The organism is Asaia bogorensis (genome assembly GCF_900465345.1).
Lineage (GTDB): Bacteria > Pseudomonadota > Alphaproteobacteria > Acetobacterales > Acetobacteraceae > Asaia > Asaia bogorensis_A.
Genome location: NZ_UEGO01000009.1, coordinates 1 through 12,481 on the forward strand (window position 1 = coordinate 1; position 12,481 = coordinate 12,481).

12 protein-coding genes and 2 pseudogenes are annotated in these 12,481 nt (G+C 59.8%); 5 read left to right on the forward strand and 9 right to left on the reverse strand.

Going from position 1 to position 12,481, the window contains the following annotated elements:
• Positions 1–184 (reverse strand): annotated as a pseudogene (locus ED655_RS03655) (IS6 family transposase); the annotation flags it as partial.
• Positions 185–369: 185 nt separating this feature from the next.
• Between ED655_RS03655 and ED655_RS03660 the strand changes: the two are divergent.
• Positions 370–1,179, forward strand: coding sequence for a phenylacetaldoxime dehydratase family protein (locus ED655_RS03660; RefSeq protein WP_240993486.1), 810 nt, complete (start codon positions 370–372; stop codon positions 1,177–1,179).
• A gap of 27 nt (positions 1,180–1,206) precedes the next feature.
• Here ED655_RS03660 and ED655_RS03665 read toward each other — a convergent pair whose 3' ends face one another.
• The gene (locus tag ED655_RS03665) at positions 1,207–2,217 is read right to left on the reverse strand and encodes an SDR family NAD(P)-dependent oxidoreductase (RefSeq protein ID WP_240993484.1); all 1,011 of its coding nucleotides are present in this window, start codon (positions 2,215–2,217) and stop codon (positions 1,207–1,209) included.
• Positions 2,218–2,339: 122 nt separating this feature from the next.
• Here ED655_RS03665 and ED655_RS03670 point away from each other — a divergent pair, with 122 nt between their 5' ends.
• Complete coding sequence (locus ED655_RS03670; RefSeq protein WP_240993485.1) at positions 2,340–2,927, forward strand: TetR/AcrR family transcriptional regulator; 588 nt, start codon at positions 2,340–2,342, stop codon at positions 2,925–2,927.
• 33 nt (positions 2,928–2,960) lie between these two features.
• Here the strand turns inward: ED655_RS03670 and ED655_RS03675 are convergent, their stop codons facing one another.
• The 5 genes from ED655_RS03675 to ED655_RS03695 all read right to left on the reverse strand — a co-directional run bounded on the left by ED655_RS03675 (position 2,961) and on the right by ED655_RS03695 (position 7,197).
• Positions 2,961–3,806: a nitroreductase family protein gene (locus ED655_RS03675; protein WP_122049046.1), complete on the reverse strand. Its 846-nt coding sequence runs from the start codon at positions 3,804–3,806 to the stop codon at positions 2,961–2,963.
• Positions 3,807–3,914: 108 nt separating this feature from the next.
• On the reverse strand, positions 3,915–4,466 hold the full coding sequence (locus ED655_RS03680) for an adenine phosphoribosyltransferase (RefSeq protein ID WP_062163981.1): 552 nt from the start codon (positions 4,464–4,466) through the stop codon (positions 3,915–3,917).
• Positions 4,467–4,544: 78 nt separating this feature from the next.
• Positions 4,545–4,916 (reverse strand): response regulator, encoded by a 372-nt coding sequence (locus ED655_RS03685; RefSeq protein ID WP_122049047.1) that lies wholly within the window; start codon positions 4,914–4,916, stop codon positions 4,545–4,547.
• Positions 4,917–4,946: 30 nt separating this feature from the next.
• Positions 4,947–6,251, reverse strand: coding sequence for a multidrug effflux MFS transporter (locus ED655_RS03690; RefSeq protein WP_346773207.1), 1,305 nt, complete (start codon positions 6,249–6,251; stop codon positions 4,947–4,949).
• Between the two features lie 247 nt (positions 6,252–6,498).
• Positions 6,499–7,197 carry a TVP38/TMEM64 family protein gene (locus ED655_RS03695; protein ID WP_162993374.1) on the reverse strand — a complete coding sequence of 233 codons (699 nt, stop codon included), beginning with the start codon at positions 7,195–7,197 and terminating at the stop codon, positions 6,499–6,501.
• 278 nt (positions 7,198–7,475) lie between these two features.
• On the opposite strand from ED655_RS03695, the gene ED655_RS03700 reads away from it, so the two are divergent.
• The gene (locus tag ED655_RS03700; protein ID WP_122049049.1) at positions 7,476–9,926 is read left to right on the forward strand and encodes a TonB-dependent receptor; all 2,451 of its coding nucleotides are present in this window, start codon (positions 7,476–7,478) and stop codon (positions 9,924–9,926) included.
• Here the strand turns inward: ED655_RS03700 and ybaK are convergent, their stop codons facing one another.
• Together ybaK and ED655_RS03710 are read right to left on the reverse strand one after the other, a co-directional pair.
• Entirely contained in the window at positions 9,927–10,412 is a 486-nt protein-coding gene (gene ybaK, locus ED655_RS03705) for a Cys-tRNA(Pro) deacylase (protein WP_051395801.1), read from the reverse strand.
• 70 nt (positions 10,413–10,482) lie between these two features.
• Positions 10,483–11,382, reverse strand: coding sequence for a DMT family transporter (locus tag ED655_RS03710; protein WP_122049050.1), 900 nt, complete (start codon positions 11,380–11,382; stop codon positions 10,483–10,485).
• Positions 11,383–11,607: 225 nt separating this feature from the next.
• On the opposite strand from ED655_RS03710, the gene ED655_RS03715 reads away from it, so the two are divergent.
• Together ED655_RS03715 and ED655_RS15815 are read left to right on the forward strand one after the other, a co-directional pair.
• Positions 11,608–11,820: a CsbD family protein gene (locus ED655_RS03715; protein ID WP_023977862.1), complete on the forward strand. Its 213-nt coding sequence runs from the start codon at positions 11,608–11,610 to the stop codon at positions 11,818–11,820.
• Between the two features lie 151 nt (positions 11,821–11,971).
• Positions 11,972–12,100: pseudogene (locus tag ED655_RS15815) on the forward strand (metallophosphoesterase); the annotation flags it as partial.
• Between the last annotated feature and the right edge of the window lie 381 nt (positions 12,101–12,481).

Genomic DNA, 12,481 nt, shown 5'->3' on the forward strand with positions numbered 1-12,481 from the left:
GCCGCTTCTCCATCTCCGGCGCGTAGCGCTGCACCCAGCGATAGATAGTCGTGTGATCGACATCGATGCCACGTTCGGCCAGCATTTCCTCGAGATCACGGTAGCTGATGCCGTACCGGCAGTACCAGCGCACCGCCCACAGGATGACCTCGCCGGTAAAATGCCGCCCTTTGAAATCGTCCATCACAACCGACCTTACCAATCCAAGGACCCAACCTCGGCAACGGCATCAGAGTTTGCAACAGAGCCCAGTGGCGCGCAGCGCCGGGTGGTAGCTCAGAAGCTGTCGATATTCCGATAACGGGACCGGCGGCGCAGGCTTTCAATGGTCTGAGGCGCCGTCTTGCTGGGGAAGGTGGTGCCTGCAACATCGAGAGCGCCAGTTTCGTCGATCAGGCAGGCTTCCATAATGCCGTGGTGATTGGTTACTGGCCGAGCGTGCAGGCGCACGACGCATGGTGGCGGCGCAATGCCGGATGGTGGTGTCAGGACGCGCAGGGTGGCAGCACCGTCGGCATGTTTCGTGAGATCTACTTTCCGCGCAATACGCATCTCGAAACGCTCTTCAGTGCATCAGACCGCCTTGAGGGCATTGGGGTCATGCTGGGAAACCGGAGCAATGATACCATTCAGGAGCATGGGTATTGGGGCGGTATGCGCGACCGTCTGCCTGCCAGCCAGACAGAGGCACTTGTCGCCCAGGGCGCGCGTCGTCTGGTTGATATCGGGCCGGGCCGGCGCATGGTGCTCAGTCATGAGGGGGTCGCTCTCATACGATCCGGACAGGACTGGTCGGATGTCATGGGTGAGGAACTTGCTCTCTATCACGACAGCATCGAGCCGACATTGCGTGCGGGTATGGCGTTCCTGCGTGATGAAGGGCTGGCAATTGGCTGTTACTTCAATCGCTACATGCGTGTCAGCGACAAGGAGGGGGGCAAGCCCTGTCGCAGCTTCGGCATGAGCGCCTGGCGCGATCTTGCGGCTCTGGAGCACTGGGCAGAGCATCATCCAACGCACAAGGCGATTTTTGGCGATTTTCTGCAGGCCGTGCAGGCGCTTGAGGGTCGACTGGCGTTACGTCTCTATCATGAAGTGGCTGTGCTTCAATCGGACGCCCAGATACTCGACTATCTGGGCTGTCATGATCAGACGGGCATGATGAACGGCCTCGCGTGAAAAGCGAGGCCATGAGCGCAGAGCGGATCAGGGCGCCGGGAAGGTCTCCCCCACCATTTTCTCGCTCAGTGTCCAGAGTGCCTCGGCACGCTCGGGATCGACTGCATAGGCACGCACGCCGGGGATGGTGATTCCAAGCGGTTGGTCATCGGGTACAATCGCACTGATGCTACAATCCTCGCCATATCGACCACCAATCTCCGACGGCGTCGCAACGGTCGCGGCCCAGACGGCGCTGGCTGCCCCCTGAGGAATGGTCTTGAAGCGGAAAGGCGGCCTGCCTGCCTCGGCTTCCTGCTGGTTGATGCCCTCTATCATGGCTTCAATCGCGCCTTCGGGCATATGGCGCACCAGCTCGGTGGCGATCCCGCCTGGATGCATGGCAACGGCCCGTATGCCGCGCGCCTTGTGTCGGGCATCCAGTGCAACCGCGAAGAGGATATTGGCTGTCTTGGATCGTCCGTAAGCGCCGAAGGGCGTATAGTCTGTTGTCAGGAACCCCGGATCCTCCAGATCGACATCGCTGTAGCGGTGCCCGGCAGAGGAAAGCATGACCACGCGTCCACCGGGCCTGACCAGCGGGATCAGTCGGTTTACCAGTACGAAATGACCCAGATGGTTCGTGCCAAACTGGGTTTCAAAACCGTCCTTCGTCACACCCTGCGGTGTGGCCATGACGCCAGCATTGGCAATGATCGCATCGAATGTCATGCCCCGTGCCAGCAATCGTTCGGCGCAGTCACGGACACTTGCCAGATCATCGAGCGCAAGTTCTTCGATCTGCAGGCGTGTCGGGTCGATGCTGGCAGTCGCCCTTGCTGCCTTGGCCAGATCACGGGCCGTGCCGATAACCTCGGCACCATGAGCCACCAGGGCGCGGGCAGTCTCGACCCCGAGACCGGCAGAAACACCGGTGACGAGATAGCGTTTCCCAGCCAGGGAAAGGCCGGCAAGCACATCATCGGTGGTGGATTGCGCATTGAACTTGGTGTCCGACGTCATCGCCGGTGTAGCGGGGAAGGAAGTAAGAGCAGACATGAACAGCCTCGCAGGGCATAAGGCGCGCACATCTTGCCGGCCGACAGGACGCGCGCTAAACGGAAGTATACTCCGCTTTACATATACGGAATCAAATTCCGTTTAACAAGGGGACAATGATCATGGGCGAGACGCCCCGCCAGAGGCGCCCCCGTGCCGACGGGCAGCGGAGCCGTCAGGCATTGATGGCCGCTGCACGCCAGGCCTTCGTGACGGGTGAGACCGATATACGCATGGACGAAATCGCAGCCCGTGCGGGTGTGGGTGTCGGCACGCTCTATCGTCATTTTGCCGATCGTTCTGCCCTGATCGAAGCTGTTTATGCAGACGAGCGTGACCAGTTGCTCAGTGCAGCCGATACGCTTTGCGCTGCTCATCCCCCGCTTGAGGCCTTGCGGGCATGGATGCGGCTTTTTGTCGGCTATGCTGCCACGAAGCAGGCCATGACGCCCGTTTTCAATACGCTCTCTGGTGGCTCATCGGCACTTTACGCCCGCACGGGCGGTCCCATTGTCGAAACCATGGAGAAACTCGCTGCCGCCTGTGTCGCGCAGGGGGATCTGCGCGACGACGTGGACCCGGTGGACATGCTGCGCGCCATTTATGGCGTCTGCACGATTGCGGGCAACCGTCCGGAACAGGCCGTTCAGTTCATTGATATCATCCTGAGCGGTGCCAGACCGGGCGCAACCCAGCCGAAGCTTTCCTGAGAGGCGATGAAAGCTGTCCGGCCGGGCGCGAGCCTATTTCATCGGGAAACCGAGGGCCTTGAGAGAGGCAAGCAGAGTATCGCGGCCATGCAGGCCTTCACGTGAAACGATGCGTCTGACCATGGCTTCGGACCACAGGCGCGGCGGCAGTGACTGTTCCTGCTGGAAAGCGTTATCGGCCGCATCGAAGCTGGCGATGGCTTCAGCTTCCTGCGTGGTGTCGTAACGGTCTCGATGCAGTACGGCGCGTTGGGGCAGGCGTGGTTTGATGCTGGCGGGGCGTGTCTCATCCTCATAGCCCACGCACAAGCCAAAAAGTCCGACGCAGCCCTTTGGCAGGTCGAGCTCCTTTGCGACCTCAAGCGGATGATTGCGCAGTCCACCGATATAGACAGTTCCAAGACCCGCTGCTTCGAAGGCGGCCACGGCATTCTGGGCGGCGAGGGCTGCGTCGATGGCCGCGATGAGGAAGGACTCGGTATAGTCGAGTGCCTCGGCAGGCTGGCCTGCCTGTGTGGCGAGGCGTTCCAGACGTGAGATGTCCGCCAGCCAGACGAGAAAAAGCGGCGCGGCGGCGATATGAGCCTGATTACCGCAGAGTTGGGCGAAAACCTCGCGTCGCTCTGGCGACTCAATGGCGATAACGCTCCAGCATTGAAGGTTGCTGGACGTTGCGGCGGATTGGGCGGCCGCGATGGCGGCTTCCAATGTGCCCTCTGGCAGGGCATCGGGCCGATAGGCTCTGACCGAGCGATGAGAGAGAAGGCTTTCGAGAACAGCGCTTTGGCAGATGGGAGCCGCGTTTTGCGACGTCTCGAGTGGTGCGGGGAGGGGCGAGCGATAACGCTGCTGCCAGAGCGAGGAGAGGCGATCTGTCATGACGAGGCTCCATCAGAACGGGGCCTGCCATGACCGCCAGGACGTATCGGGGGGACAAGGCGTCCCCCACGGGTCATACGCGTCGACTGTCTGGCCTTGGGCTGGCCCTCAGGCCGGGTAGGTTAGAAGCGAATGGAGGGGGGCGTCCAGCTTCTCACGGCCGCCCAGACCGTCAAGCTCGACCAGAACCGATGTGCCCACAACCTCGGCCCCGACATTCTTCAGCAGGCGGATCGAGGCAGCAAGCGTGCCACCCGTGGCGAGCAGATCGTCCAGCACCACAACGCGCTGACCGGGCTTGATCGCGTCTTCCTGGATATGCAGCTCGTCCTGGCCATATTCCAGACCGTATTTCAGCGAAATGGTCTTGCCCGGCAGCTTGCCCGGCTTGCGCAGCATGATGAAACCACAGCCAAGGCGCATGGCAACAGGCGCCGCGGTCAGGAAGCCGCGGCTCTCGATGCCGGCCAGCAGATCGGGCTGCCACGGTGCGATGGCGCGGGCCAGACGGGCTGTCGCGATCTGCCAGGCATCAGCGTTACGGATCAGGGTGGAGATATCGTAAAACAGGATACCGGGCTTGGGAAAATCCGGGATCTCGCGAATATACTTCTTGAGGTCGAGTTCGGGCTGATCGCCATGAATCGGTGTCTGGGTCATGTTCCTGCTTCTCTTCCCTGCTTTACAAGATCATCAAAAGGCGCGGCATCTAGCCGGTTCGGGTCTCGAAAGTAAATGTCAGACTGCGCGCGCCGTGGCCTTTTCAATGGCCTCAAGCAGGGCAGCCCGCCGGAAAGGCTTGGGCAGGATCACCGCGCCAGGCACCAGATCATCACGGGCAGTATCATCATCGAAATCTCCAGAGATCAGGATGACGGGTAGTGCGGGCTGAGCCTTGCGCAGATGCAGGGAAAGCGCATCGCCCCCCATGTCACCGGGCAGATTGAGATCGGTAATGATCAGGCCAGGGGCATCAGAGCCCGCAAGCGCAATGGCTTGCTGGGCTGAGCCAGCCCGCAGGACAGTCTTGCCAAGGGTGGAGAGGATCGTCTCAACGATCAGGGCGACAGAATCGTCATCCTCGACAAGAAGGACAGGCGAATCGGACATGCGATAACTCTCCACCGTTGGACCAGACGATTATTTTGCTGACGATACCGTCTTGTGGCCGTGGGGGCGCAATATGGCAAATACACCCATCATCAACCCGGCAAAAAGCATGAGCGCGGCCATGGGCATCGGGCTGTTGGCTGGCAGAAGGCCGATGGCCGTGCTGGCCAGCGATCCCAGCGCATATTGCATGGTGCCGGCAAATGCCGAGGCGCTCCCGGCAAACTGCGACTGGTTGCTGAGCGCGCCAACCATCGCATTGGGGCCGATAATGCCTGTCATGCCCAGCGTGATCATCATGCAGCCCACGATGGGGATGAGCATGACAGGGCGGATATGATGTGTCGGGCCGGGATATTGCTCGGCCAGCATCACCACGACCAGCAATGCGATGGCCCCCAGAATCGAAATAGCCAGCGCCCAGCCCAGCATGGCCGATGAGCTGACACGGCCGACCAGAGCACCGTTGATCTGTGACGACCCGATCATGCAGACGGCAAACAGGCCGAACAACATGCCGTAATGGGCGGGCGTAAAACCAAAGATATGCTCGAACACGGTCGGCGCGGCTGTGAGATAGGTAAAGGAGAGGAAGCCGCAGAAGCCCCAGACCAGGGCATTGGTGATGAAGCAGCGCTCACGGGCGATGGAAAGATAACGATGCAGCAGGGAGAGGGGGCGCAGTTCGCGCCGGCTTTCAGGCGGCAGCGTCTCGGGAAAGGCGCGCAGCAGCAGCACGACACACAGGCCGCCATAGACAGCCGAGACCCAGAAAATGGCCCGCCAGCTGATATAGTCGAGCGCGATGCCACCCAGCATCGGGGCCAGAATGGGCACAATTCCCTGTATCAGAATGAGCTTCGACATGAGCTTTGCGGCCTCGTTTCCCGTGGAAACGTCCCGCACGCAGGCACTCGGGATCACGATACTGGCTGATGCGGCGATGGCCGCAATGAGCCGGAAGAAGCACATGGCGCTCATGGTGGTCGCCATGGCGCAGCCGACACTGCCCGCTGTATAGACGATCATGCCAAGCAGCATCGGGATGCGCCGCCCGAAGCGATCTGCCAGCGGCCCCATACTGATCTGCCCGATGGCAAGCCCCACCATCCACGCTGAGAGCGTCATGCCAGCGCTTCCTGCGGGGGAATGCAGTGACTTCTCCAGCGCGGGGAAGGCGGGCAGGTAGATATCGGTCGAGACCGGCCCCACCGCAGTCAGAAACCCGAGCAGCAGGGGAAGCCAGCTGGGCATGACAACAGGCGGCTGAGTTGAGTCGGTCTGACGCCCCGATGTTGGGGTAACAGAAAGAGAGATCCCGTCGGGAGAGGCCATGAGGCGCTCCTGCTGGATAAAGGACTATGAGATAAGGACGAATGCCCCGTTTCGGCCGGGCGTCACGCTCATCAAGCGCAACAGGGAGAAGGCAGTTTTAAGAAGGCAGTTTTCTGGCCAGTCTCTGGCGATGACGTGTCAGATATCGCAGCCCGGCCGTTTTTCAATGATTTTTTTGACCTGCCGCAAATATCACCCACGAGAATTCCCTCTCCGGAGTCAATTTCGAGCGCGACGCAGGGGCATATCACACAGGCTGGTCGGGGTCGGCCTTGTCCGCCAGCTGGGCGAGCGCGCTGCCCTCTCGGCGCGCTCTGGCGAGCAGGAACCAGGCCAGAAAGGATGATCCGGCAAAAAGCAGCAAGCCGAGACCAATCTGGATATTCTGCCCAAGCTGCGCCCCGGCACCGATCAGGACGAAAACCAGATTCTGGGGAATGGCGCCCAGCAGCGTGGCCCAGCCGAAAGCGGCCAGCGGTACACCATAGAGGCCAGCCGCCGCCGTAACCATGATGGCAGATCCCACCGGCAGAAGCCGCAAGGTCAGGACAGCCTGAAAGGGCGAGTGTGCCAAAACATGCCCGATAAGCTGCAGCCTCCCCCTGAAGCGCGCCTGCCAGCGCTCACGCGTCTGGGGCGAGGCCAGACGGCGCATCCATATAAAGCCGAGCAGGGCACCCGTGAGCGAGGCGATGGTGGAGAGGGCAAAGCCGACGACCGCGCCGAATACCAGCCCGGCCGCAAGACAAAGCGCCTGACGCGGCAGCCCGAACAGGCTGTAGGGGATACCGATCAGCAGAAACAGCACCGGCGCGGCGGGATTGTTCTTCCAGCTTTCGATCAGGGTCAGCACGGAACGTGTCACCTGAAATTCGCGTGCGATCACAAGCAGCCCCACCAGAACGATAATCGTAAGTGCGGGCTTCCAGAGATTTCTGGGCGGCACGCGGTCGGCGGGGCGGAAAGCAGGCAGGGCAAGGCTCCATCGCAGGATATGCGGAGCGATTAGCAGCCCATGAACGCTTTAGGAAGCACGCTATGATGCAGATGGGTAACAGTGCGTGACGATTCTGTCATGACTGCGCAATTGTCACGCGGCTTTCGTTGCTGTTGCTCAACGTAACTGGTAGCCGGGAAGTAGGTTTCTGTCCGATATCGTAACGATATTGTTGATGTCGAATAGAACCCGTCCTTTTTGTCCAGTGCCGAGGGAAACGCCACTCTATGTCGTCCAGTTTCACGCATCGTTGTCTTATGATGCTTCTTGCAGGCACAGCCCTTGCAGGCAGCGTCCAGGTATCGACCGCCGCGCCGACCCGTAACAAGCACCATGCGTCCACACACCGGACGACAAAAGCCAGGCCCGTAGCAGCCTCGTCTGTTACAACGGCACCGGCCGCAGGTACTGTTGCCCCTGTCATGCGCCCGGCGCCTCAGCCTGTCATGGCCCGCTCGCAGCCTGAAGAAATTGCAGTCACGGGCCGTAGCAGCCGTAGCCGTCAGCCGGGTGCTGGCCTGCTGCGCGTCGAGACGGCCCCCAAGGCTGTGCAGACCATTACGCATGACTTCATTGCCAAGCTGGCCCCGAGCGTGAACCTGCAGCAGGTCATCGCCATGATGCCCGCCGCGAACGTCACCCAGGCCGATCCTTTCGGTCTCTATACGGGTCAGACCAACGTACGTGGCTTCGACACCACGGAAATCGGCTGGCTGCTCGATGGCGCGCCGCTGAACGATATCGGTGGTGGCCAGTTTTACGCCAACGAAGTGCTCGAATCCGAAAACCTCGAGAGCGTCTCGATGCAGCCGGGTTCGGTCAATCTCGATACCCCGGTGCTGAGCGCCTCGGCTGGTATGACAACCATGACCATGAGCAACCCCACACATCGCTTCGGCGGGGTGATGGATGTGTCTTTCGGCTCGTTCGACACGTTCCGCCAGTTCATTCGCCTGAATTCCGGTGATATTGGTAATAGCGGCGTACGCGCCATGTTTGCGTTCAGCCACACCAAGGGCAATACGTGGCGTGGCCCCGGCCAGGCCGAGAAGTACCACTACGATTTCAAGATGGTGAAGGACTTCCGCAACGGAAGCCATACCGGTCTGACCGTGGCCTATAACGACCAGACCAACGATTTCTATCTGGCCCCGAATCTGAGCCAGTGGCGCACGACCGGTTATTCAACGAACTACGCCACGGATTATGCAGGTCCGACCGCAGCGGGTGCCAATTATTACAAGCTGCACGTCAACCCGTTCGAGAACGTGGTTGCAGCCCTGCCGACCCATATCGTCATCACGCCCAAGCTGACGCTCGAGGATTCGCTGTATTTCTGGCACGGCATCGGCAACGGCACGGGTGCTTCGGTCATCAATGCCTCAAGCTATATGGGCAACCAGGCCGTCAAGCTTGATCTCGGTGGTGCCAAGAGCGCTCTGGCGCTGGCCCCGTCGAACCAGGAGCAGTTCCGCACCGGCAATACCATCTCGCTGCATTACAAGCCCGATCATCACCACGATATCTCTCTGGGCTGGTGGTACGAGTACGCCAATCTCTACCAGTATTCGCCCTATGGCATCGTGAACCAGTCGACTGGTGAAGCGAACAACATCTGGGGCACCACGGACGTCATCAAGACGACCACAGGCCAGCCTTTCCGCGCCCGTGACTTCCTGTCGCTCACGCAGGTCAACATGATCTTCATCGGCGACACGATGAAGTACTTCAATGACCGTCTGAACATTCAGATCGGCTTCAAGGAAGCGATGGTTACCCGTCGCATGTACAACTACACCCCGGGCACGCAGTATAACCGCAACCTGCATACGCCTGAGCCGCTGCCGCAGATCGGCATCGCCTGGAACTTCAACAAGCAGCACCAGATCTACGTGTCGGGCAGCACCAACTTCAAGGCGCCGTCCAACACCTCGCTGGTCGATTACTACAACACGGCAGGCGCGCAGACCCAGAAGGGTGGGGCCTCCAAGCCGGAATACACCATTCAGGAAGAGCTGGGTTACCGCTATAACGGTGAGCTGATCGTCGGCTCGATCTCGTTCTTCAACTATAATCTGACCAACCGTCAGCAGACCCTCAACTACTATGACGGGACGGCAGGCGCGAGCTATAGCCAGACGGTCAACGCTGGTGGCCAGACCACCCGTGGTGTCGATATCCAGATCGCCACACGCGCCTGGCACCATATCCGCCCCTATGCGACGTTCGAATATCTGCACTCGACCATCGACAACAACATTCGCGTGGGTCGTGACCTGCTGCCGACGGCTGGCAAGATCGCCATTCGTTCGCCGTCCAAGCAGGCGAAGTTCGGCCTCGATTATGATGATGGCAGCTTCTGGTTCTCGGGTCAGGTCATCTATGTTGGCAAGCAATATGCCAGCTTCATGAATGACAGCTCTATCCCGCAATATGTCACCAACCAGGTGGGTATCGGCTATCGCTTCAAGAACAAGGGCTTCATGAAGTCGCCGCAGATCCAGCTGAACATGACCAACCTCACGGGCGCCAAGTTCCGCAACGGCGTGTATGGCTTCACCACCAACCTGAACCCGACCAAGGGTGTGTATGGCACCATGATCGCTTCCGGTGGTCAGCCGTCCTACTACCTCAACCCGCCGTTCTCGGCGATGGTCACGCTCTCCACCGGGTTCTGATCATTCTGCAAGGGCCGCAACCGTCCAGCCAAAATGGCTGGCGGTTGGCTCCGGGGTGATCTCGCATTGCAGCCCCCTGCGGCCTGCATTTACGAAGATTGTTTCCTGCTCAAGCGCGTGTCGGTCCAGAAGGATCGGCACGCGCTTTTTTTGTCCGAAGGGGCTGATGCCACCAGTCTTGTAGGCCGTCAGGCGCTCAGCATCGGGCGGGGCCATCATGGCGGCCGATTTGCCACCCAACGCCGCCGCAACAGCCTTGAGGTGCAGCTTATGGTCCGAGCGGATAACCGCGCAGGCGGGTTTGTCCTTGTCCACCCAGACCATCAATGTCTTGAAAACGCGCTCCGGTGCGACACCGAGTGACTCTGCTGCCTGAAGGCCCTTGCGACTGGCATCGGGGTCGTAGTCATGGCTGTGCAGCGTGTAGGCAATACCCTCTTTTTCCAGAAGGGCGAGGCCAGGGGTCTGGCCGGAGGCGGGTTTCATCAGATCGTCTCCCGAAGGTGGGTGTCAGACGACCATCAGAAAACCGGACCCTCATTCTGTCAAACCGGTCTCAGCCCTGCTCCACCTCAACGGGTTGGGGCAGGGGCTTGCGGCGCAGGAATGCCAGCACGTTGCCAAGCAGGATCAGGACCAGCCCTGCCAGCATGGGAATGGACCAGTGGACCTGTTCGAAGAAGGCAGACATGCCCAGCGCAATGACGGGGGAGAGAATGGTGGCATAGGCGGCCTTGTCGGCACCGATGCGACGAACCAGTTCGAGATAGAACAGAAAACCCGCCACCGAGCCGAAGAGGGCCAGATAGAGCAGGCCACCCAGCCAGCGTGCCGTAAGCGGGAAACCATAACCATGCCCTGACAGCGGGATGATGATCGCCAGCAAGGTCGCGCCACAGATCATGCCCCAGAAGATGGTGTTGGTCAGGCTGATGTCGAACCGGTCGAGGTGACGCGAGAGCATGTTGCCGCAGGAGAACAGGAAGGTACCCAGAAGGGCAAAGCCCATGCCTGCAAGCATCAGATGCCAGTTTTCATGCGCCATGTCCCCGGCCAGAAGCAGGGCCACGCCACAGACACCCAGAATACCGCCAGCCAGCACGCGCAGATCGGGCGTCTTGCGAAAGAAAAGCCAGAGATTGAGCGTATTGAACAGGGTGGCCATGCTGAACACCACCGAGACGGTGCCGCTCGGCAGATAGAGTTCCGAACTGTAGATGCCAAGGAAGTTGCAGGAGAATAGACAGACGCCCATTCCTGCGATCCAGGGCCATGCCGGTCTGGGCGGGAGGCGCAGTTTGCCTGTCAACGCCAGTCCGCCCCCGATCAGGGTTGCCGACAGGACGAATCGCCAGAAAATAGCCACATCGGCGGTCGTGCCACCAATCTGGAGATGAATGGCAAACCAGGTGAGCCCCCAGAGAATGACGACGGCGAAAAACAGGAAGGGGGCCATTCTGGATCTTTCTTGATTGGGGCGTCAGGGTTTGCTCACATTACGGGATCAGGGAATTAAAAAAAGACGGGTTTTGTCCGGAAACAGGGCGATCGATGCGACTTTGTTCCGGATGCCGCGTTGAAAAGGCCGTGCTGCCCCGCGCTGGCATCCCGGCGGCGACATCAGGGTCGATTTTCCGGAGGGATGGCCGAGGGGCAGAGCCCAGCGAGAAGGAACAGCGTCATGAGCTCATTCACGGATAAGGTCAGCGGCACCGTCAAGCAGGTGGTCGGCTCGATCAAGGAAGAAACCGGCAAGCTGACCCATAACGAGAAGCTGGAGGCCGAAGGTGCTGCCCAGAATCTCGAAGGCAAGGCCGAAAAGACCAAGGGTGACGTCAAGAGTGCTGTCAATAACGGCATCGACAGCGTCAAGGACGGCTTCAACAAGCTCTGAGCCTCGCCCACGAGAACGCCCCGCAGCCTTTGCGGGGCGTTTTTGCGTTTTGCGCCTGTATCGCTTGTCCCCAGCGCCATGAGCGGCATCTCGATGATATGGCGATCAAGCAGGCAGGGGTAGCACTCCCCAATGGCAGGTCGGCTCACGGCAACCGGCCGAGGGTGAGGCGACCGTGTGTGGGGTTTTCGTTGAGACGGATGACCGGACGGGTTTAGCGGTGAGGATTGAGGCGGTTCGCGTTGGTGGTCATTTGAGTCCTGCGTTTCCTGTGGTTTGAGTTTTTTCGTTTTTTTTGGACTTTTTTGGTTTGGATTGGTGTGTGTGGGGGGAGAGGAATCGGGTGTGGCCCATGTCTGGCGTGGGTTTTGGGGGATTTGAGGAAGTGTTTGACAACCCCCCCTGGTTTCCGTAAAAGCCCGTTCACCGCAGCGGAACACGCCGCGGTGACTGCCTGGAAGACTGAGTAAGATCAGTGGGTTAGGTAGGGTTCTTTGAAAATTGAATAGGTTATGGAAGGGATATGTTGGCGGCGCTTTGGTGTTGTCTGAACCAGTGGTTCTGATGATGAGAGTGCTGACTGATTTATTCTTTTTCGAAAGAACTACAGACGTCAGTTTTTTTGTTTCGGGATCTATAGTTTGGTTTTGGTTAGCTTTGG

What these genes read in the sequence shown, in the direction of transcription:
- ED655_RS03665 (WP_240993484.1), bottom strand. Translation starts at nt 2,217, where the DNA reads ATGTCTGCTCTTACTTCCTTCCCCGCTACACCGGCGATGACGTCGGAC.
- ED655_RS03670 (WP_240993485.1), top strand. Translation starts at nt 2,340, where the DNA reads ATGGGCGAGACGCCCCGCCAGAGGCGCCCCCGTGCCGACGGGCAGCGG.
- ED655_RS03675 (WP_122049046.1), bottom strand. Translation starts at nt 3,806, where the DNA reads ATGACAGATCGCCTCTCCTCGCTCTGGCAGCAGCGTTATCGCTCGCCC.
- ED655_RS03680 (WP_062163981.1), bottom strand. Translation starts at nt 4,466, where the DNA reads ATGACCCAGACACCGATTCATGGCGATCAGCCCGAACTCGACCTCAAG.
- ED655_RS03685 (WP_122049047.1), bottom strand. Translation starts at nt 4,916, where the DNA reads ATGTCCGATTCGCCTGTCCTTCTTGTCGAGGATGACGATTCTGTCGCC.
- ED655_RS03690 (WP_346773207.1), bottom strand. Translation starts at nt 6,251, where the DNA reads ATGGCCTCTCCCGACGGGATCTCTCTTTCTGTTACCCCAACATCGGGG.
- ED655_RS03700 (WP_122049049.1), top strand. Translation starts at nt 7,476, where the DNA reads ATGTCGTCCAGTTTCACGCATCGTTGTCTTATGATGCTTCTTGCAGGC.
- ybaK (WP_051395801.1), bottom strand. Translation starts at nt 10,412, where the DNA reads ATGAAACCCGCCTCCGGCCAGACCCCTGGCCTCGCCCTTCTGGAAAAA.
- ED655_RS03710 (WP_122049050.1), bottom strand. Translation starts at nt 11,382, where the DNA reads ATGGCCCCCTTCCTGTTTTTCGCCGTCGTCATTCTCTGGGGGCTCACC.
- ED655_RS03715 (WP_023977862.1), top strand. Translation starts at nt 11,608, where the DNA reads ATGAGCTCATTCACGGATAAGGTCAGCGGCACCGTCAAGCAGGTGGTC.